Here is an 18741-nt window from a genome sequence, read left to right on the forward strand (position 1 = left end):
TTTTGTCACATCTGACGGCAGATGTGACCCGGTGTTTTCACTAAAGCAGCACGCAGTAACGGTCCGCCTGGCAGGCCAAACGCGTACACTACCGCCCTTTCACTGCCACGTCTAAATACGGTCGGGTATCGGGTTCCCGGCGGCCTCCACCGCGCGCCGCACCGGCACCCGCGCGAGCAGGGCGAAGCCGACCACGAAGAAGATCACCAGGGAGATGATGGCATCCCGGTAGCTCCCGGTCAGCTGATACGCGAGACCGAACACGAGCGGACCCAGCCAGCTGAGGCCCCGATCGCTCATCTCGTACGCCGAGAAGTACTCCGCCTCCTTGCCGCGCGGCACCAGATGCGAGAACAGCGAACGCGACAGGGCCTGGCTTCCGCCCAGTACCAGGCCGATCGCGGCCGCCAGGCAGAAGAAGAACGCGGGCGCGTCGGCCGGCAGGAAGTAGCCGGCCACCAGGATCAGGGTCCAGACCGCGAGCGAGGCCAGAATCGTCCGCTTGGCGCCGTACGTCCGGGCGAGTCGCCCCATGCCGAGCGCGCCCGCCACCGCGAGGATCTGGACCAGCAGGACCGCCGTGATGAGTGTGGTCTGGTCGAGGCCCAGTTCCTCCGAGCCGAACACCGAGGCCTGCGAGATCACCGTCTGCACGCCGTCGTTGTAGACCAGGTAGGCGAGCAGGAAGGAGAGCGTCAGCGGATGCCTGCGCATGTCCTTCAGGGTCGCCCGCAGCTGCCGCCAGCCGCTGCCGACCGTGCCCCCGCCGGCTCCTTCCCGCCCCTCCGGACCGATCGCGCGGTCCCGGAGCCGCCGCAGCGGCACGACGGTGAAGGCGCCCCACCAGACACCGGCCGAGGCCAGGCAGATCCGGACGGCCTCGCCCTCGGTGAGGCCGAAGGAGTCGTGGCCCGAGTAGAGGACCAGGTTCAGGACGAGGACCAGCGCGCCGGACGTGTAGCCGAAGGCCCAGCCGCGCGAGGACACCGCGTCCCGCTCGTCCGGCTCCGCGATCTGCGGCAGATAGGCGTTGTAGAGCACCATCGACACCGAGATCGAGGCGTTCGCCACGATCAGCAGGAACGTGCCCAGCAGATACCGGTCGCCCGCAAGGAAGAACATGCCCGCCGTGGCCGTCGCGCCCGTGTAGGCCGCGGCCGCCAGCAGCGGCTTCTTCCGGCCCGTGCGGTCCGCGATCGCGCCGACCAGCGGCATCAGCAGGACCGCGACCACGATCGAGGCCGACACCCCGTACGCGAAGAGCGAGCCGGCCCGCACGGGTATCCCGAGCGGGTGCACATAGCCCTCCGCGTCGGCCGCCTCCCGCGCCACCGAGGTGAGATAGGGGCCGAGGAACACGGTCAGCACGCTCGTCGAGTACACCGAGCAGGCGAAGTCGTAGAAGTACCAGCCCCGCTGCTCCCGCTTGCGCGCGGCGGGATCGGTGGCGTACTCCTCCGGTTCGGTGGTTCCAGCGGTCAAGGCCGCGCCCCCTCGTTCGTCCCCGTGGCCGGGCCCGGTGATCCGGGTCCGGAGGTACCGGGACGCGCGCTCAGACCCACACGCCCCGCTCGGTCAGCACCGAGCGCAGCGTCTCCAGTTGATCGGTCATGATGCCATCGACCCCGAGGTCGAGGAGAGAGTGCATCCGGGCCGGATCGTTCACGGTCCACACGTGCACCTGGATCCCGCGCGCGTGCGCCTCCCGGACGAAGCGGCGGTCCACCACCGGGACGCCGCCCTGCCGCTCGGGGACCTGGGCGGCGACCGCCCCGGCCCGCACCGCCGCCGGAATGCCGAGCGAGCGCAGCCGCAGCCCGATCACCCCGCGGACGCCGAACGAGGTGGCCAGCTCGGGACCCGCCGTCCGCTGGGCCCGCACGACCCGGGCCTCGGTGAACGAGCCCACGCAGACCCGGTCCCAGGCGCGCTTCTCGCGGATCAGGTCCACCAGGGGGTGGAGGGCGGCCTCGGCCTTGAGGTCCACGTTCCAGCGGGCCTCCGGGAACTCGTCCAGGAGGTCGGCGAAGAGCGGCAGCGGTTCCTTGCCCGCGACGCGGGCCTCCCGCACCGCCGCCCACGGCAGGTCGGCGATCCGGCCCGAGGTGTCCGTGACCCGGTCCAGGGTCGCGTCGTGGAAGGCGACGAGAACCCCGTCCGACGTCGTGTGCACATCGGTCTCGAAGTAGCGGTAGCCCGCGGCGGCGGCCCGGCGGAAGGCGGCCGCGGTGTTCTCCAGGCCGTTCGCCGTGCCGCCGCGGTGGGCGAACGGGAGGGGCGCGGGATGGTCGAGGTAGGGGTGGCGTACGCGAGTCACCGCCGCAGTATGGCCCCTTCCGGTGTCGCGGGGGCGACCGCGGTGCTTCCGGAGTCCTGCTCGGGGACGGCGAACCAGCGAAGGAAGAACTGGGCGAGGGGGCCGATGGCCAGCGCGTACAGCACCGTGCCGACGCCGACCGAGCCGCCGAGCAGGAAGCCGGTGGCGACCACCGCCACCTCGATCGCCGTCCGCACCAGCCGGATCGAGCGGCCGGTGAGCCGGTGCAGACCGGTCATCAGGCCGTCGCGCGGGCCGGGACCGAACCGCGCCGCGATGTACAGGCCGGTCGCCACCCCGTTGAGGACGATGCCGGCCGCGAGGAGCGGGATCCGCCCCGCCAGTCCGTGGACGTCCGGGACGAGCGCCAGGGTGCCGTCCATCGCCAGGCCGATCGCGAACACGTTGGAGACCGTGCCAAGACCCGGCCGCTGCCGGATCGGGATCCACAGCAGCAGCACCACGGCCCCGACGATGATCGACACCACGCCGATGGTGAGGCCCGTCTTCTCGGCGAGGCCCTGGTGGAGCACGCCCCAGGGCTCCAGGCCGAGACCACTGCGCACCAGCAGCGCCGAGCTGACCCCGTACAGCGTCAGCCCCACGTAGAGCTGGACGAGCCGACGGGTGAGGTACCGGCCGTGGAGGCCGGAGGCGATGGACAAGGTTCTTCCCCCCAGGGTGGTGGTAGTGGACTGGCTCATGACACTCTGTGGCGGTGGAACGGATGCCAACCATGGCCAATTCGAGGAAGGTGGACTGATTTCGATGGCCCAGTGGACTTCGGCGGTAGGACCGGCTCAGCTCGCCCGGCAGCTCCAGGCGCAGCAGCCGCGGCCCGCCGGACCCGGGACGCGGAAGCCGCCCGCCTACCGCGCCCTGGCCGACGGGATCCGGCTGCTCGTCCTGGAGGGCCGCGTCCCGGTCGCCGCCCGGCTGCCCGCCGAGCGGGAACTCGCCCTCGCCCTGACCGTCAGCCGTACGACGGTGGCCGCGGCCTACGAGGCGCTCCGCGCCGAGGGCTTCCTCGAGTCGCGGCGGGGCGCCGGCAGCTGGACCGCCGTACCGGCGGGGAACCCGCTGCCCGCGCGGGGCCTCGAACCGCTGCCCCCGGAGGCGCTCGGTTCGATGATCGACCTCGGCTGCGCGGCGCTGCCCGCGCCCGAGCCGTGGCTCACCCGCGGCGTCCAGGGCGCCCTGGAGGAGCTGCCGCCCTACGCCCACACGCACGGCGACTACCCGGCGGGGCTGCCCGCGCTGCGGCAGATGCTCGCCGACCGGTACACCGCGCGCGGCATCCCCACCATGCCCGAGCAGATCATGGTCACGACCGGTGCCATGGGGGCCATCGACGCCATCTGCCACCTGTTCGCGGGCCGCGGCGAGCGGATCGCCGTCGAGTCGCCCTCGTACGCCAACATCCTCCAGCTGATGCGCGAGGCCGGGGCCCGGCTGGTCCCCGTCGCGATGTCCGAGGGGCTCGGCAGCTGGGACCTGGGCCGCTGGCGGCAGGTGCTGCGCGACGCGGCACCCCGCCTCGCCTACGTGGTGGCCGACTTCCACAATCCGACCGGCGCCCTGGCCGACGAGGACCAGCGGCGGCAGCTCGTGGACGCCGCCCGCTCGGCCGGCACCGTCCTCGTCGTCGACGAGACCATGGCCGAGCTCCACCTGGACGACGACCTGGAGATGCCCCGGCCGGTCTGCGCCTTCGACCCGGCCGGTTCCACCGTCCTCACGGTCGGCTCCGCCAGCAAGGCCTTCTGGGCGGGGATGCGCATCGGCTGGGTCCGGGCGGCGCCCGACGTCATCCGGTCCCTGGTGGCCGCGCGCGCGTACGCCGACCTGGGCACGCCCGTCCTCGAACAGCTCGGCGTGAACTGGCTCATGCGCACCGGCGGCTGGGACGAGGCCGTCACCCTCCGCCGCGACCAGGCGCGGGAGAACCGGGACGCGCTGGTCGCCGCGGTCCGCAGGGAGCTCCCGGAGTGGGAGTTCTCGGTGCCGCGCGGCGGGCTCACCCTCTGGGTCCGCACCGGTGGCCTCTCCGGCTCCCGGCTCGCCGAGGCGGGGGAGCGGGTCGGCGTCCGGGTCCCCTCGGGCCCCCGGTTCGGCGTGGACGGGGCCTTCGAGGGCTTCGTCCGGCTGCCCTTCACGGTCGGCGGACCGGTGGCCGACGAGGCCGCGGCCCGGCTGGCCGCCGCTGCCCGGCTGGTGGAGTCGGGCGCGGGCGGCGGGACCGAACCGCCGCGCTCGTTCGTGGCGTAGCCACCCGCGCGCGCAGACGCAGCAAGGGAAGCAGACGCATCACACGAAGAGGCCGGTACGGACCTGGGGGGTCCGTACCGGCCTCTTCCCGTGCGGGTGGTGCTCAGCCCTCGGCGGGGACGGGGGCGTGCAGCGGGGCGGGGCCCGGGTCCGGTTCGGCGCGGGGTGCCGGTGCCGGTTCGGCGCGGGGCGCCGGTTCGGGGCTCTTCACGGTGATCGTCTCGATCGCCATGGTCGTCTCCGCGCGGCGCTCCGGGAGGAGTTCGAGGACAGCCTGCCGGTGCGCGTCGCTGGTCGCGTCGTCGTACGGGTCGGGGGTCGCCGGCACCTGGAGGCGCAGCACCGGTCCGCTGCCCAGGCGCGCGTAGCCGCGGCCGGCGGGGACCTGGGGCGTCGGGGTGGTGTGCGGCTCGGTGCCGAGGACGGCGGCGATCTGGTCGGGGGCGGCGGGGCCGAGCACGATCCGGGCCCTGGTGTGGCTCCGTACCGCCTCGCTCAGGGTGTCCGCGCTGTCGAACTGCTCGGCCACCACCACCGTGACCTGGGCCGCGCGGCCGTGCCGCAGGGGCACCTGGAGCAGTTCCTGCGGGTCGGGGCGGCCGTCGGCGGCCGCGAGGTCGCCGAGGACGCCCGGCCGGTCGAGCAGGATCCAGAGCGGCCGCCGGGTGTCCTCGGGGGCCGGCCGGCCCTCCTGCCGGGCCCGGTTGGCGGCGATCAGCCGTCGTTCCGTCTCGTGCGCCGCCCATTCCAGGCTGGCCAGCGCTCCGGAGAGCCCGCACTCGACGGCGAGGACGCCGTCGCGGCCGGTGAGGCACGCGTACTCGCCGGTGCCACCGCCCTCGACGACCAGCACGTCGCCGTGGGGGAGGGCCTGGAGCGCGATCGAGCGCAGCAGGGAGGTGGTGCCGCTGCCCGGCTGGCCGACGACCAGCAGATGCGGCTCGGTGGAGCGGGGGCCGGTGCGCCAGATCACGGCCGGCGCGTCCTCCGTGCCGTCCGCGGCGACGACGGGCACGGTCCGCTGCACGGCGTCCGCGTCGGTGAAGCCCAGGACGGTCTCGCCCGGCACGGTGACGAAGCGCTGGGCGGCGATGGTGGTGGGCAGGGCGGGCAGCACGCTCATGTCGAGCCGGTTGCCCTCCTCGTCCCAGTCGAAGCGGTACTCACGGCCGCGCCCGGACTTGGCGTGCAGCAGCTGCTCGATGCGCGCGCGTGCGGCGGGCTCGCCGTCGGTGAAGTACGGCGGGTAGGCGATCTTCAGTCGGGTGGGACGCCCGTCCTCGTCGAAGGCGTACTCCGTGAACGCGCCGCTCCAGTCGCCGCCGTGGGCGAAGAGCGGGGCGGGGTCGTCCGCGACGGAGAAGTACGGCACGAGGGCCTCGTACAGGCCCTTGAGCCGGGCGATCTCGGCGTCGTCGGGCCCGGTCTTCACGACCGGGCGCTCGCGTCCTCGCCATGCGGCCGCGGCCATGAGCGTGACGAGCGCGAGGAGCGGCCCGTACGGCATGAGCGCGACGACCAGGACGCAGGCCGCGACCAGGAGCAGCGTCGGTCCACGCCGTTCCTTGGGGGTCGCGGCCCACTTGGCGCGCGCGGACGCGGCCAGCTTCCGCAGACCACGGGAGACCGTGATCAGTGGATGGAGCACGTCGGTGGCACTGTCGGCGGCCGTGCGCGCGATCTCTCGACTTCGAGCGATCTGTGCGCTGCCGCTGCTCAGAATGCGGGGGAGTGGTCGCCGGGCCACGAAGTGCTCCTGGGGTGGTGGAAGGGACGGAAGGGCGTCAGAACTTGATCCCGCCCAGGAGGCCGGCGAGGGACTGCCCGCCCGCCGTGATGCTCGGGGCGATGGCCGTACCCGCGAGGTAGAAGCCGAACAGCGCGCTGACGAGGGCGTGCGAGGCCTTCATCCCGTCCTTCTTGAAGAACAGGAAGCAGATGATGCCGAGCAGGACCACGCCTGAGATGGACAGGATCATTGGTTGTTCTCCTGGTTGAGGGGACAGTCACCATGAGTCCTTCCAAGTTCACAGCAAGTATCTATGTGACTAAAGGTGCATTAGGGTGAAAAACGGGTGATTTCACTTGACCGGCGGACGTCGAACGAGCTGTCGAGTGGCGAAATGCCCGGCGTGCGTTAGAGGAGCGGCCGGCGGCGGACTGCCGTGATCTTTGCCTCGGCCGGGCGCGGTCATGTCACCGAACGGGCAGTACCCTGTCGATTCACTCGTACGGCCGCGCTTGCCGTGCGCGGATCGACAACGCAGGAGAGAGGCGGGCCACCCGATGAGCGAGACTCCGGACCCCGAGGTCATCGAGCTGGCGTCCAAGGTCTTCGACCTCGCCCGCACCGGGGACGCCGACGCGCTGGCCGCCTACGTCGACGCCGGGGTCCCCGCGAACCTCACCAACGACAAGGGCGACTCCCTCGTCATGCTCGCCGCCTACCACGGCCACGCCGCCGCGGTCTCCGCCCTCCTCGCGCGCGGCGCCGACGCCGACCGCGCCAACGACCGCGGGCAGACCCCGCTCGCCGGAGCCGTCTTCAAGGGCGAGGACGCCGTCGTCCGTGCCCTCCTCGACGGCGGCGCAAATCCGGAAGCCGGGACTCCGTCCGCCCTCGACACCGCGCGGATGTTCGGCAAGGCCGAACTGGTCGAGCTCTTCGGATCCCGGTGAACGAGCGCTGAACCCCAGGTGAGAGCGGCGTCGTAAATGTGGTCGCGGTGGCGAAATGGGTGGGTCATCATGACGTCGGGCCCGGCAAAACGGGCCACCGACGAGAGGCTGAGGAAGATGGTCACTGGCAGGCGATGGACGACGAGCGGCCCGACATGTTGCCGCACGGCCTAGGCGTACGGGCGATGTACCGCCCGACCCGGGTCTTCCCGGTATCCCCCGGTCGTGTCGACAGCTTGATGTGAGGCGTCTCCCCATGTTCGATCCAGTCATAGCGCCGAGCGGCACCCTGCTCGGCCTGCTGCAGAGGGGCCGCGGCGACGGCACCCTGCACGCACTCGCCGCGCCACGCGCCGAGGCCCTCGCGGCCCTCAACCACTGCGTTCTCGAAGATCCCCGCCACGACTGGCAGGTCGAGAACCGCTCCCTCTACTACGCCCGTCTCTACCTGGACCTCCACGGAGGTCTCGACGAGATCGAGGCGCACCTCTTCGGCGCCGAGGACGTCCTCGACACCGAGGAGTCCAGGACCGGGCTCGCGCTCGCCGTCCTCGGGCACCTCGCCTCCTACGGACGCCAGGACGCCCTGCTGCTGCTCCGGCGGTACGCGGCGACCGGCACCAACTGGGCCTGGGCCCTCGACGAGCTGGCCCTCCGCGACGACGACGCAGGCCTCCGCGCGCTCGCCGTTCCCGTGCTGGCCCGCTTCCCGGCCGACGCCGAGGGCGACGCCGAGCTGGCCGGCGTCGTGCGCGACGCCTTCGAGCCCCGCCCCTGGCGGCTGTGGGCCGAGGACCAGCGCGACGCCGTCGGCGCCCGGGTCAGGGCCGCCCAGGAACAGGGCTCCTTCGACCGCTGGCAGCGCCAGATGCGCCCCGCCGGGCCCCGTCCCGGCTGGAGCGTGCGCGCCGTCCTCGACTGGGCGCAGGAGGGCTACGAGCGCGGAGCCGTGCTGTACGGCCCCGCCGCCCGCTGCCTCACCGCCGTCGCGGGACCCGAGGACCGGCCCGAACTCCTCGCCGCCGCCAGGCACGGCTCGGTGGGAGCCCGGGGCGCCGCCCTGCACCACCTCGCCGAGTCACGGGACCCCGCCGTCCTCGACCTCGTCGAGGCCGCGGCCGACGGCGACTCCGCCGAGGTCGCCGAGGCCGCGATCGCCGCGTACCGCCGCATGTGCGGCGAGGACGCCGTCGCCCGCGCCCGCGCGTGGGTCCGCCGGACCGACGCCCTCGGCGCGGCCGCCGCCGACGTCCTCGCCTGCCGCGGCACCGCCCAGGACTCCCCCTCCGTCCTCGGCGCGCTCCGCGACACCATCCGCTCCGAAGGCCCCGACGCGCCCGCGCTCGGCGGGCTCGTGGACGGCGCCGGCCGCCTCGGCATCGCCTGCGCGGCCCCCGTGCTGCGCCACGTCTACCGCGAGACGGCCTCGTCCCAGCTCCGCGGGCGCGTGGCCCGCGCCCTCGCCGCCACCGACCCCACCTTCGCGACCGGCTTCGCCGTCGAATGCCTCTGGGACTGCGAGGAGACCACCCGCGAGGTCGCGGCCCAGCACGCCGAGACCGCCGACGTGCGCGTCGCCGAGCGATTGCGCCGCCTCGCGGCCGACCCGGCCGAGGAGGTCGAGGTCCAGACCGCGGTCCGCAACCGCATAGGGCCGGACCTCCAGGTCTGACGCGGCCCGGTCGAGGTCCGGCCCCACCGGACGGACCCGGTCGACCCCCGCCACCCGGCTCCGGGGCGGCGCGGCCCCCGGCGGAGAACCCGCCGCGCGAGGCCCCGCCCCGGAGGACCGGTCGGGAGGACCGGTCGGGATGCCTGGCCGGGAGGCCCGGTCGGGAAGCTCGATCGGGCGCTCCGGCCGGTCCCGGCGCTTCCCGGCGCTTCCTGCGGCCGTTCCCGGCCGGTCCCAGCCCTTCCGGGCGTCCGCGCCCCGTGCCGCGCGTCCCGCGCCCCCCGCGCGAAACGCTCATGGGACGTTCCCTCCCCGTCCAGATCGACGTTGGCGGGGACACGCCGAACGCGACGACAACACCCGTATGCGTGTCGTCATCGTCACCGAATCCTTCCCTCCCGACGTCAACGGTGTGGCGCACTGCGCCCTGCAGACCGCGCGCCACCTCGTCCGGCGGGGCCACACCCCGCTCGTCATCGCCCCCGCCGTCGCCGACCCGGCCGCGGACGCCGACGCCCCCTGCGCCGTCGTCCGGGTGCCCTCCCTCCCCCTTCCCGGCTATCCGCAGGTACGCGTCGCCCTGCCCAGCCGTCGCGTCGCCGCGGCCATCGCCGCCCACCGCGCCGACCTCGTCCACCTCGCCGGACCGTTCGTCCTCGGGGTGCGCGGGATGACGGCCGCCACCCGGCTCGGCATCCCCGCCGTCGCCGTCTACCAGACCGATCTCGCCGGCTACGCCCGCACCTACGTGGGAACCGGCGAGGGCGCGGCCTGGCGCCGCCTCCGCGCCGTCCACGGGGCCGCCGACCGCACCCTCGCCCCGTCCTCCGCCGCCGTCCGCGACCTGGAGTCCCACGGCATCGGCCGCATCCGCCTCTGGGGCCGGGGAGTCGACACCGCCCGCTTCCGCCCCGAGCGGCGCGACGACGCCCTGCGCGCGGAACTCGCCCCGCACGGGGAACTCCTCGTCGGGTACGTCGGCCGCCTCGCCCCCGAGAAGCGCGTGGACCTCCTCGCCGGCGCCGGAAGGGTGCCCGGCGTACGGCTGGTGGTCGTCGGGGACGGGCCCAGCGGCCCGGCGCTGCGCGGCGCCCTCCCGGACGCCCGGTTCCTCGGCCGCCGCACCGGCGACGACCTCGCGCGGATCTTCGCCTCGCTGGACGTGTTCGTCCACACCGGCCCGTTCGAGACCTTCTGCCAGACGGTCCAGGAGGCCATGGCCAGCGGCGTCCCGGTCGTCGCCCCGGCCGCCGGAGGCCCCCTCGACCTGGTCGACCACAAGCGCACCGGACTCCTCGTACCCCCGGGGGAACCGGAAGCGCTGCACGAGGCGGTCGCCTCGCTCGCGGCGTCTCCCGCGCTGCGCGCCGCGTACGGCCGGGCCGGCCGGGCCGGCGTGGAGGGCCGCACCTGGGAGGCCCTCGGCGACGAGCTGATCGGGCACTACCGGGAGGTCCTGCGGGAGCGGACGGTGGTGGCGGCATGAGCGGCGACGGCGGCGGGCTCCGCATCGTGCGGCTGGCCAACTTCGTGACCCCCACGTCGGGCGGCCTCCGCACCGCCCTCGACCGGCTCGGCCGGGGCTACCGCGAGGCCGGGCACGAACCCGTCCTCGTCGTCCCCGGCGAGGCGGCGAGCGACGTCCGCGCCGAGCAGGGCCGGGTCGTCACGATCCCCGGACCGGTCCTGCCCGGCACCGGCGGCTACCGGGTCCTCGCCGACCGGCGCCGGGTCCGCCGCCTCCTCGACGACCTCGCGCCCGACCGGATCGAGGTCTCGGACCGTACGACCCTGCGGTGGACGGGGGAGTGGGCCCGACGCGCCCGCGTGCCCTCGGTGATGGTCTCCCACGAGACCGCCGACGGCGTGCTGCGCACCTGGGGCGTGCCGCCCGCCCTCGCCGCCCGCGCGGCGGACCGGCTGAACCGCCGCACGGCCTGGGCGTTCGCGCGGATCGTCTGCACGACCGAGTGGGCGGAGCGGGAGTTCGTACGGATCGGGGCGCGCAACGTCGTACGGGCCCCGCTCGGCGTCGACCTGGAGCGTTGCCGGCCCGGCCGCCGCAGCGCCGCGCTCCGCGCCCGGCACGCGGACGGGGAGCGGGTGCTGCTCCTGCTCTGCTCGCGCCTCTCGGTCGAGAAGCGGCCCGGAACCGCCCTGGACGCCCTCGCCGAGCTGCGGGACGCGGGCGTCGAGGCGGCGCTCGTGGTCGCGGGCGACGGCCCGCTGAGGGGCGCCCTGGAGCGCCGGGCGCGCGAGCGGGGGCTGCCGGTGCGGTTCCTCGGACACGTCGCCGACCGGGAGGCGCTCGCGGACCTCCAGGCGGCGGCCGACGTGTGTCTGGCCCCCGGGCCGGCCGAGACGTTCGGCCTCTCCGCCCTGGAGGCCCTCGCCTGCGGGACCCCCGTCGTCGTGAGCGCCTCCTCCGCGCTCCCGGAGGTCGTCGGCGCGGCGGGAGCCGCCGCCGTGGACACACCGGGAGCCTTCGCCTCCGCCGTACGGGGTCTTCTCGCGGCACCCGAGGCCACCCGCCGCCGCGCCGCACGCGCGCGTGCGGAGGCCTTCACCTGGGAGCGGTCCGTCACGGCCTTCCTCAGGGCCCACGACGCCCTCCCGGCCGCGGAGGCGCGCCGTCCCGAGCCCGAGGAGGTACGGCGATGACACCGGACCAGGCGTCCGCCCCGGTCGCGGCGCCTGCCTGGGCGGCGGTCCCGGCTCCTGCCCGGGCGCCGGTGGAGGCTCCTGCCCGGGCGGCGGTCGCTGCTCCTGCCCGGGCGCCGGTCGCGGCCGAGGTCCGAGTGGGGACCGAGGAGACCGCCCCGCTCGCCCCGGCCCTCGCATCCGGCCCAGCCTTCGCACCCGCCCCGGCCCTCGCACCCGCCCCCGCGCGCGTACCCCCGCCCCGTCCCCGTACCGGTCCCGTCGGCCCCGCCGACCCCGTCAGGTTCGCCGTGCTCGGGGACTCGCTCAGCGAGGGCGTCGGCGACCGGGTGGGCGGCGCCTGGCGGGGGTGGGCGCCGCTGCTCGCCGACGGGCTCGCGGCCGAGGGGCAGGACACGGCGTTCCTGAACCTCGCCGTCAGCGGGGCCCTCAGCGGCGACGTCGCCGACCGGCAGGCCCCGCGCGCCCTCGCCTTCCGGCCGCACCTCGCCTCCGTCGTCGTCGGGGTCAACGACACCCTGCGCCGCACCTTCGACATCGGGGCGCTCGCCCGCCACCTGGGCCGGGTCTGCGCCGACCTCGACGCCACCGGAGCCGTACTCCTGACCGCCTGCCTGCCCGACCCCGGCCGGATGCTCGGCCTGCCGCCCCCGCTGGCGCGCCCCCTCGCCCGCCGCCAGCGGTCCGTCAACGCCGTCGTGCACGCCCTCTCCGCCCGGTACGGGGCCGTCCACCTCCACCTCGCCGACGACTCATGGACCGAGGACCGCGGGCTGTGGAGCGCCGACCGGCTGCACCCCGGCGAGCGGGGCCACCGGGCCGTCGCCGAGGGCTTCCACCGGCTCCTCGCCGACCGGGGACTCGCCCACGGCGCCCCGCCCGCGCGGGAGCCCGCCCAGCCGGCGCCGAGCCGCGCGGAGGCCGCGCTCTGGCTGGCCACCGCCGGCACCGGCTGGCTCCTCCGGCGCAGCCACGACCTGCTTCCGCAGCTGCTGCTGCTCGCGGGCGCGGAGGTGCTCCACTGGGCCGACGGCACCGGCACCGCACCCCTCGACGCGCGCGCGGACGCCGCCCTCGCCGCCGCCCTCACGGCCACAATGGGGAGATGAACGGGCGCTGGGAGTTCTGGATCGACCGGGGCGGCACCTTCACCGACGTCGTGGGCAGACGGCCCGACGGCCGGCTCGTCACGCGCAAGGTGCTCTCCCACGATCCCGCCCGGCGGGACGACGCCGCCGTCGCCGGAATCCGCCTCCTCCTCGGCCTCGGGCCCGGCGAACCCGTCCCCGCCGACCGGATCGCGGTCGTCAAGATGGGCACCACCGTCGCCACCAACGCCCTCCTGGAGCGGCGCGGCGAGCCGACCGTCCTCCTCGTCACCGAGGGCTTCCGGGACGCGCTCCGCATCGCCTACCAGAACCGGCCCCGGCTCTTCGACCGCCGCATCGTCCTCCCCGAAGCGGTCTACGCGCGCGTGATCGAGGTCCCCGAGCGGATCGACGCCCACGGCCACGTGGTCCGGCCGCTGGCCGAGCCGGCCGTCGCCGAGGCGCTCGCCGCCGCCCACCGCGACGGTCTCCGCTCGGCCGCCGTCGTCCTCCTGCACGGCTACCGCCATCCGGCACACGAGGCCCGTGTCTCGGCGATCGCACACGACACGGGCTTCACCCAGGTCAGTTCCTCGCACGAGGTCAGCCCGCTCATCAAGCTGGTCCCGCGCGGGGACACCACCGTCGTCGACGCCTACCTCTCGCCGGTCCTCCGCAGGTACGTCGACGAGGTCGCCCGCGAACTCGCCGGAATCCGCCTCATGTTCATGCAGTCCAACGGCGGACTGCGCGAGGCGGCGCACTTCCGGGGCAAGGACGCCGTCCTGTCCGGACCCGCCGGCGGTGTCGTCGGCATGGCCCGCACATCGGCACAGGCGGGCCACGACCGCGTCATCGGCTTCGACATGGGCGGCACCTCCACCGATGTGTCGCACTACGCCGGCGCCTTCGAGCGTGAACTCGGTACACAAGTGGCCGGTGTACGGATGCGGGCACCGATGATGAGCATCCACACCGTCGCGGCGGGCGGCGGATCGGTGCTGCACTTCGACGGTCGCCGCTACCGCGTGGGCCCCGACTCGGCCGGCGCGGTCCCCGGCCCCGCCTGCTACCGACGCGGCGGACCGCTCACGGTCACCGACGCCAACGTCATGCTCGGCCGCGTCCAGCCCGCCCACTTCCCCGCCGTGTTCGGCGAGGGCGGCGACCTGCCGCTGGACGCCGAGGTCGTACGGGAGCGGTTCACGGACCTCGCGGAGGAGGTCGGCGGCGGACGCACCGCCGAGGAGGTCGCCGCGGGCTTCCTGGAGATCGCCGTCCTCAACATGGCCAACGCCGTCAAGAAGATCTCCGTCCAGCGCGGCCACGACATCACCCGCTACGCCCTGACCAGCTTCGGCGGCGCGGGCGGCCAGCACGCCTGCGCCGTCGCCGACGCCCTGGGCGTCGACACCGTGCTCGTCCCCCCGCTCGCCGGCGTGCTCTCCGCCTACGGCATCGGACTCGCCGACGCCACCGCCATGCGGGAGCGGTCCGTCGAGGCGGAGCTCGACGCGCCCGGCACCCCCGCGCGCGTGACGGCCCTCTGCGCCGAACTCGCCGACCTCACGCGCGCGGAGCTCCGCGCCGACGGCCTGCCCGACGAGGCGCTCACGACCCACGCGCGCGTCCTCCTGCGGTACGCGGGCACCGACGCGAGCCTCCAGGTCGACCTCGCGTCCCCGGACGAGCTGAAAGCCGCGTTCACAGCGACGCACCACGCGCGGTACGCGTTCACCCTGGACCGGCCGCTCGTCGTCGAGGCGGTCTCCGTGGAGGCCGTCGGACGGGCGGGTCCGCACGGACCCGTCCACACCGGTCCCACCGCCGCTCCCGCCCCCGGCACGGGCGAGCCGCCGACCGAAGGCGCCGGCGAGCCCGTCCCGCACGCCACCGTCAGGATGTTCAGCGCCGGCGCGCCCCACGAGGCCCCCCTCCACCGACGCGCGGACCTGCAGCCCGGCAGCTCCGTCGACGGCCCGGCGATCGTCGCCGAGGACGACGCCACGACCGTCGTCGACAGCGGCTGGCGGGCCACCGCCACCGACACCGGACACCTCCTCCTGCACCGCGTCACACCCCGCCCCGCGCGCGTGGCGGCGGGCACGGACGTGGACCCCGTCCTCCTGGAGGTCTTCAACAACCTCTTCATGGCCATCGCCGTGCAGATGGGCGTCCGCCTGGAGAACACCTCCCAGTCCGTCAACATCAAGGAGCGCCTCGACTTCTCCTGCGCGCTCTTCGACGCCGAGGGCAACCTCATCGCCAACGCGCCCCACATCCCCGTCCACCTGGGCTCCATGGGCGAGTCCATCAAGGAGGTCCTGCGGAGGCGCGCCGACGACCTGCGCCCCGGCGACGTGTACGCGATCAACGACCCGTACCACGGCGGCACCCATCTGCCCGATGTCACGGTCGTGACCCCGGTCTTCGACCCGTCCGGCGCCGAACTCCGCTTCCTCGTCGCCTCACGCGGCCACCACGCCGAGATCGGCGGGATCACCCCCGGCTCCATGCCCGCCTTCAGCCGGACCGTGGACGAGGAGGGCGTCCTGTTCGACAACTGGCTGCTCGTCCGCGACGGACACCTGCGCGAGGCCGAGACGCGGGCCCTGCTCACCAGTGCCCCTCACCCCTCCCGCGACCCGGACACCAACCTCGCCGACCTCCGCGCCCAGATCGCCGCCAACGAGAAGGGCATCGAGGAACTGCACCGGGCCGTCGACGAGTTCGGGCTCGACGTCGTCCAGGCCTACATGAGGCACGTCCGCGCCAACGCCGAGGAGTCCGTGCGCCGCATCGTCGCCCGCCTGGACGACGGCGCATACCGCTACGAGACCGACGGCGGCGCGGTCATCCAGGTCGCCGTCCTCGTCGACCGCGAACGGCGCTCCGCCGTCCTCGACTTCACCGGGACCTCCCCGCAGCTGCCCGGGAACGCCAACGCCCCCACGGCCGTCGTCCTGGCCGCCGTCCTGTACGTCTTCCGCACCCTCGTCGACGAGGACATCCCGCTCAACAGCGGCTGCCTGGAGCCGCTGGAGGTGCGCGTCCCGCCCGGCTCGATGCTCGCCCCGGAACCGCCGGCCGCCACCGTCGCCGGGAACGTCGAGACCTCCCAGGCCGTCACGGGCGCGCTCTACGCGGCCCTCGGCGTCCAGGCCGAGGGCTCCGGCACGATGAACAACGTCACCTTCGGCAACGCGCGCGTGCAGTACTACGAGACGGTCGCCAGCGGCTCCGGCGCGGGCGACGGCTTCGACGGCGCCGACGCCGTCCAGACCCACATGACCAACTCCCGGCTCACCGACCCGGAGATCCTGGAGTGGCGCCACCCGGTCAGGGTCGACGCGTTCGCCGTACGGGAGGACGGCGGCGGGCGCGGCCGCTGGCGGGGCGGACACGGAGTGGAGCGCCGCATCCGCTTCCTGGAGCCGATGACGGTGGCCCTCCTCACCGGACACCGCAGGATCCCGCCGTACGGCATGGCGGGCGGCGAACCGGGCGCCCTCGGCGAGAACCTCGTGGAACGCGCGGACGGCACCGTCGAGCGGCTCGGCGGCGCGGCCACCACCGAGGTCGGCCCCGGCGACGTCCTGGTCCTCCGCACCCCCGGCGGCGGTGGCTACGGCCCGCCGGCCGACCGGGACCCCCTCAACGCACCGGAGTGAACCGCACCGGGGTACCCGGCACCGCCTGCGCCACCCGGCCCAGATCCGCCTCCCGCACCACTCCGACCACGGGATACCCCCCCGTCGTCGGATGGTCGGCGAGGAACACCACGGGCCGCCCGTCCGGCGGCACCTGGACCGCCCCCAGCACCATGCCCTCGCTCGCCAGTTCCCCGTGGCGGGCCCGTTCGAGCGCCGGGCCGTCCAGGCGGAGCCCGATCCGGTTGCCGGCCGACGACACCCGGTACGCGCGCGTGACGAGGGTCCGGAGCGCCGCGGCCGTGAACCAGTCGTCGCGCGGCCCGAGCCGGACCCGCAGAACGAGTTCGCCGGGCGGGCCGGGCCACGGGGGAGCATCGACCGAACCCCGCGCCGCCGCCGCGCCCGTGTCCGGTCCCAGCGGCAGGACCGTCTCCTCGGCCGCCGGCGGCGGCCCCAGGCCGGACAGCAGGTCCGTGGAACGGCTGCCCAGCACCGGCTCCACCTCGAACCCGCCACCGATCGCCACGTACCCGCGCAGCCCGCGCGTGGCCGCGCCGACGTCCAGGACCGCACCGGCGGGCACGCGGACCGCGGTCCCCCAGGCGGCCGGGCGCCCGTCCACCCGTACCGGGCAGGGCGCGCCGCCCACCGCCACGGTGACCGCGCAACGGGGCCGCAGGGCGCAGCCGTCGACGGTGGTCTCCAGGACCGCCGCGTTCTCCGGGTTGCCGACGAGCCGGTTGACGAGGCGGACGGCCGCCGGGTCGAGCGCCCCGGAGCGGGGCACCCCGAGATGCGCGTACCCGACGCGCCCCAGGTCCTGCACGGTGGTCAGCGCCCCGGCCCGGACCACGACGACGGCCCGGTCGGTCATCGTCCGCCCCCCGCCGCGGCGCCCTCCACCGTGAACCGGACCCGTGTGCCCGGGGTCAGCAGGGCCGCCGGCTCCCGGCCGGTGTCCCACAGCACCGCGTCCGTCGCCCCGATCAGCTGCCAGCCGCCGGGGGAGGAGCGCGGGTACACACCCGTGTACGGCCCTGCCAGGGCGACCGAACCCGCCGGGACGGCCGTGCGCGGAGTGGCCCGCCGAGGCACCCCGTACCGCTCGTCGAGTCCCGTCAGATAGCCGAAGCCCGGAGCGAACCCGCAGAACGCGACCCGGAACTCGGCCGCCGTGTGGATCCGGACCGCCGCCTCGACGGACACCCCCCACAGCGCCGCGACCTCGGCGAGATCGGGCCCGTCGTAGCGGACCGGTATCCCGATCGCCCCGCCCACGCGCGCGGGGAGCGGCCCCACCTCCCAGCCGCTCAGCTCGGCCGCGAGCCTTTCCGGGTCCGCCACCCCGTCGAGCAGCACCGTCCGCGCCGCCGGCACGATCTCCCGCACGCCGGGCAGCGCGCCGGCCGCCCGGCGCCGCAGCAGCTCCGCGTGGAACGCCTCCGTCGCCTCGCCGCAGGCCAGCTCCACCAGGAGCGCCCGTTCGCCCACCCGCAACGCGCGCGGGGCGGCGGAACTCACGCGAAGGCCTCGATCCGCACCCCGGAACCCTGGAGGCGCTCGCGGACCCGCCGCGCGAGGTCCACCGCGCCCGGGGTGTCGCCGTGCAGGCACAGCGACCGCGGCCGCACCGCGACGGAACTGCCGCAGTGCGCCGTGACCACGCCGAACCTGGCCATGGCCACCGACCGTTCCACCACGGCGTCCGGGTCGCTGACGACCGCCCCCGCCTGCCCGCGCGGCACCAGCGTGCCGTCCGCCCGGTAGGCCCGGTCGCCGAAGGCCTCGGGGACGACCGGGAGCCCGGCCTCCGCCGCGGCCTCGTGCAGGCACGACCCCGGAAGCCCCAGGACCGGCAGCGTGCGGTCCGCGAGCAGGACGCCCTCGACGACCGCTGCCGCCTGCTCCCCGTCCCTGACCACCCGGTTGTAGAGCGCGCCGTGCGGCTTCACGTACGCCACGCGCGCGCCCGCCGCCCGCGCGAAGACCTCGAGGGCGCCGATCTGGTACGCCACCTCGGCCGCCAGCTCCGCGGCCGGCACGTCCATCGACCGCCGCCCGAAACCCGCCAGGTCCCGGTACGAGACCTGGGCCCCGATCCGTACCCCGCGCGCGGCGGCGAGCTCGCAGACCCGCCGCATGGTGGCCGCGTCCCCGGCATGGAAGCCGCAGGCCACGTTGGCGCTGGTCACGACCGACAGCAGCTGCTCGTCGTCGGTGAGCGTCCAGCGTCCGAAGCCCTCACCGAGATCGGCGTTGAGGTCGATCAGGGCCTCGGCCGGGCTCTGGTCCGGGGGCGTGCGCATCGACACCTCGCAGAAGGGGGGGCGTGCCGGGGCGGCACGGGGGACCGTACGATGCCGTCAACGTAGAGGATCGTTGAACGATCCGACAAGAAGACGG

15 protein-coding genes are annotated in these 18741 nt (G+C 75.0%); 7 read left to right on the forward strand and 8 right to left on the reverse strand.

Translation table 11 applies throughout. The features are described from left to right. Positions 1-111 precede the first annotated feature (111 nt). From AMK27_RS39090 to yczE, 3 genes are all read right to left on the reverse strand, one after another. The gene (locus tag AMK27_RS39090; protein WP_073919078.1) at positions 112-1482 is read right to left on the reverse strand and encodes an MFS transporter; all 1371 of its coding nucleotides are present in this window, start codon (positions 1480-1482) and stop codon (positions 112-114) included. Between the two features lie 70 nt (positions 1483-1552). Next, positions 1553-2317 carry a glycerophosphodiester phosphodiesterase family protein gene (locus AMK27_RS39095; protein WP_073919080.1) on the reverse strand — a complete coding sequence of 255 codons (765 nt, stop codon included), beginning with the start codon at positions 2315-2317 and terminating at the stop codon, positions 1553-1555. Beyond that, positions 2314-3021, reverse strand: a complete 708-nt coding sequence (gene yczE, locus AMK27_RS39100; RefSeq protein ID WP_073919081.1) for a membrane protein YczE — start codon at positions 3019-3021, stop codon at positions 2314-2316. Before yczE ends, AMK27_RS39095 begins: the two co-directional genes overlap by 4 nt. 64 nt (positions 3022-3085) lie before the next feature. Here yczE and AMK27_RS39105 point away from each other — a divergent pair, with 64 nt between their 5' ends. Next, on the forward strand, positions 3086-4585 hold the full coding sequence (locus AMK27_RS39105; protein ID WP_073919083.1) for an SCO1417 family MocR-like transcription factor: 1500 nt from the start codon (positions 3086-3088) through the stop codon (positions 4583-4585). Positions 4586-4688: 103 nt separating this feature from the next. On the opposite strand, the gene AMK27_RS39110 is transcribed toward AMK27_RS39105, so the two are convergent. Beyond that, positions 4689-6332 (reverse strand): ATP-binding protein, encoded by a 1644-nt coding sequence (locus tag AMK27_RS39110; RefSeq protein WP_073919084.1) that lies wholly within the window; start codon positions 6330-6332, stop codon positions 4689-4691. A 37-nt stretch (positions 6333-6369) separates the two neighbouring features. Continuing rightward, positions 6370-6564, reverse strand: coding sequence for a hypothetical protein (locus AMK27_RS39115; protein WP_015032212.1), 195 nt, complete (start codon positions 6562-6564; stop codon positions 6370-6372). Between the two features lie 307 nt (positions 6565-6871). On the opposite strand from AMK27_RS39115, the gene AMK27_RS39120 reads away from it, so the two are divergent. From AMK27_RS39120 to AMK27_RS39145, 6 genes are all read left to right on the forward strand, one after another. Continuing rightward, positions 6872-7264, forward strand: coding sequence for an ankyrin repeat domain-containing protein (locus AMK27_RS39120; protein WP_073919086.1), 393 nt, complete (start codon positions 6872-6874; stop codon positions 7262-7264). A 256-nt stretch (positions 7265-7520) separates the two neighbouring features. Further along, positions 7521-8936: a hypothetical protein gene (locus tag AMK27_RS39125; protein ID WP_073919087.1), complete on the forward strand. Its 1416-nt coding sequence runs from the start codon at positions 7521-7523 to the stop codon at positions 8934-8936. 364 nt (positions 8937-9300) lie between these two features. After that, complete coding sequence (locus AMK27_RS39130; RefSeq protein WP_073919089.1) at positions 9301-10422, forward strand: glycosyltransferase family 4 protein; 1122 nt, start codon at positions 9301-9303, stop codon at positions 10420-10422. Beyond that, positions 10419-11597 (forward strand): glycosyltransferase, encoded by a 1179-nt coding sequence (locus AMK27_RS39135; protein WP_073919091.1) that lies wholly within the window; start codon positions 10419-10421, stop codon positions 11595-11597. Before AMK27_RS39130 ends, AMK27_RS39135 begins: the two co-directional genes overlap by 4 nt. Positions 11598-11887: 290 nt before the next feature. Continuing rightward, on the forward strand, positions 11888-12706 hold the full coding sequence (locus AMK27_RS39140) for an SGNH/GDSL hydrolase family protein (RefSeq protein WP_073919135.1): 819 nt from the start codon (positions 11888-11890) through the stop codon (positions 12704-12706). Continuing rightward, positions 12703-16356: a hydantoinase B/oxoprolinase family protein gene (locus AMK27_RS39145; RefSeq protein ID WP_073919092.1), complete on the forward strand. Its 3654-nt coding sequence runs from the start codon at positions 12703-12705 to the stop codon at positions 16354-16356. The genes AMK27_RS39140 and AMK27_RS39145 overlap by 4 nt, the downstream gene beginning before the upstream one ends. Here the strand turns inward: AMK27_RS39145 and AMK27_RS39150 are convergent. From AMK27_RS39150 to AMK27_RS39160, 3 genes are read right to left on the reverse strand one after another with little or no spacing between them, the layout of a single operon-like run. Next, entirely contained in the window at positions 16340-17212 is an 873-nt protein-coding gene (locus tag AMK27_RS39150) for a 5-oxoprolinase subunit C family protein (RefSeq protein WP_073919094.1), read from the reverse strand. The genes AMK27_RS39145 and AMK27_RS39150 overlap by 17 nt on opposite strands. Continuing rightward, positions 17209-17859, reverse strand: a complete 651-nt coding sequence (locus AMK27_RS39155; protein ID WP_073919095.1) for a 5-oxoprolinase subunit B family protein — start codon at positions 17857-17859, stop codon at positions 17209-17211. Before AMK27_RS39155 ends, AMK27_RS39150 begins: the two co-directional genes overlap by 4 nt. Continuing rightward, positions 17856-18644 carry a LamB/YcsF family protein gene (locus AMK27_RS39160; protein WP_073919097.1) on the reverse strand — a complete coding sequence of 263 codons (789 nt, stop codon included), beginning with the start codon at positions 18642-18644 and terminating at the stop codon, positions 17856-17858. The genes AMK27_RS39155 and AMK27_RS39160 overlap by 4 nt, the downstream gene beginning before the upstream one ends. Between the last annotated feature and the right edge of the window lie 97 nt (positions 18645-18741).

The organism is Streptomyces sp. CB02009 (assembly GCF_001905825.1).
Lineage (GTDB): Bacteria > Actinomycetota > Actinomycetes > Streptomycetales > Streptomycetaceae > Streptomyces.

What these genes read in the sequence shown, in the direction of transcription:
- yczE (WP_073919081.1), bottom strand. Translation starts at nt 3,021, where the DNA reads ATGAGCCAGTCCACTACCACCACCCTGGGGGGAAGAACCTTGTCCATC.
- AMK27_RS39105 (WP_073919083.1), top strand. Translation starts at nt 3,086, where the DNA reads ATGGCCCAGTGGACTTCGGCGGTAGGACCGGCTCAGCTCGCCCGGCAG.
- AMK27_RS39115 (WP_015032212.1), bottom strand. Translation starts at nt 6,564, where the DNA reads ATGATCCTGTCCATCTCAGGCGTGGTCCTGCTCGGCATCATCTGCTTC.
- AMK27_RS39120 (WP_073919086.1), top strand. Translation starts at nt 6,872, where the DNA reads ATGAGCGAGACTCCGGACCCCGAGGTCATCGAGCTGGCGTCCAAGGTC.
- AMK27_RS39125 (WP_073919087.1), top strand. Translation starts at nt 7,521, where the DNA reads ATGTTCGATCCAGTCATAGCGCCGAGCGGCACCCTGCTCGGCCTGCTG.
- AMK27_RS39130 (WP_073919089.1), top strand. Translation starts at nt 9,301, where the DNA reads ATGCGTGTCGTCATCGTCACCGAATCCTTCCCTCCCGACGTCAACGGT.
- AMK27_RS39135 (WP_073919091.1), top strand. Translation starts at nt 10,419, where the DNA reads ATGAGCGGCGACGGCGGCGGGCTCCGCATCGTGCGGCTGGCCAACTTC.
- AMK27_RS39145 (WP_073919092.1), top strand. Translation starts at nt 12,703, where the DNA reads ATGAACGGGCGCTGGGAGTTCTGGATCGACCGGGGCGGCACCTTCACC.
- AMK27_RS39150 (WP_073919094.1), bottom strand. Translation starts at nt 17,212, where the DNA reads ATGACCGACCGGGCCGTCGTCGTGGTCCGGGCCGGGGCGCTGACCACC.
- AMK27_RS39160 (WP_073919097.1), bottom strand. Translation starts at nt 18,644, where the DNA reads ATGCGCACGCCCCCGGACCAGAGCCCGGCCGAGGCCCTGATCGACCTC.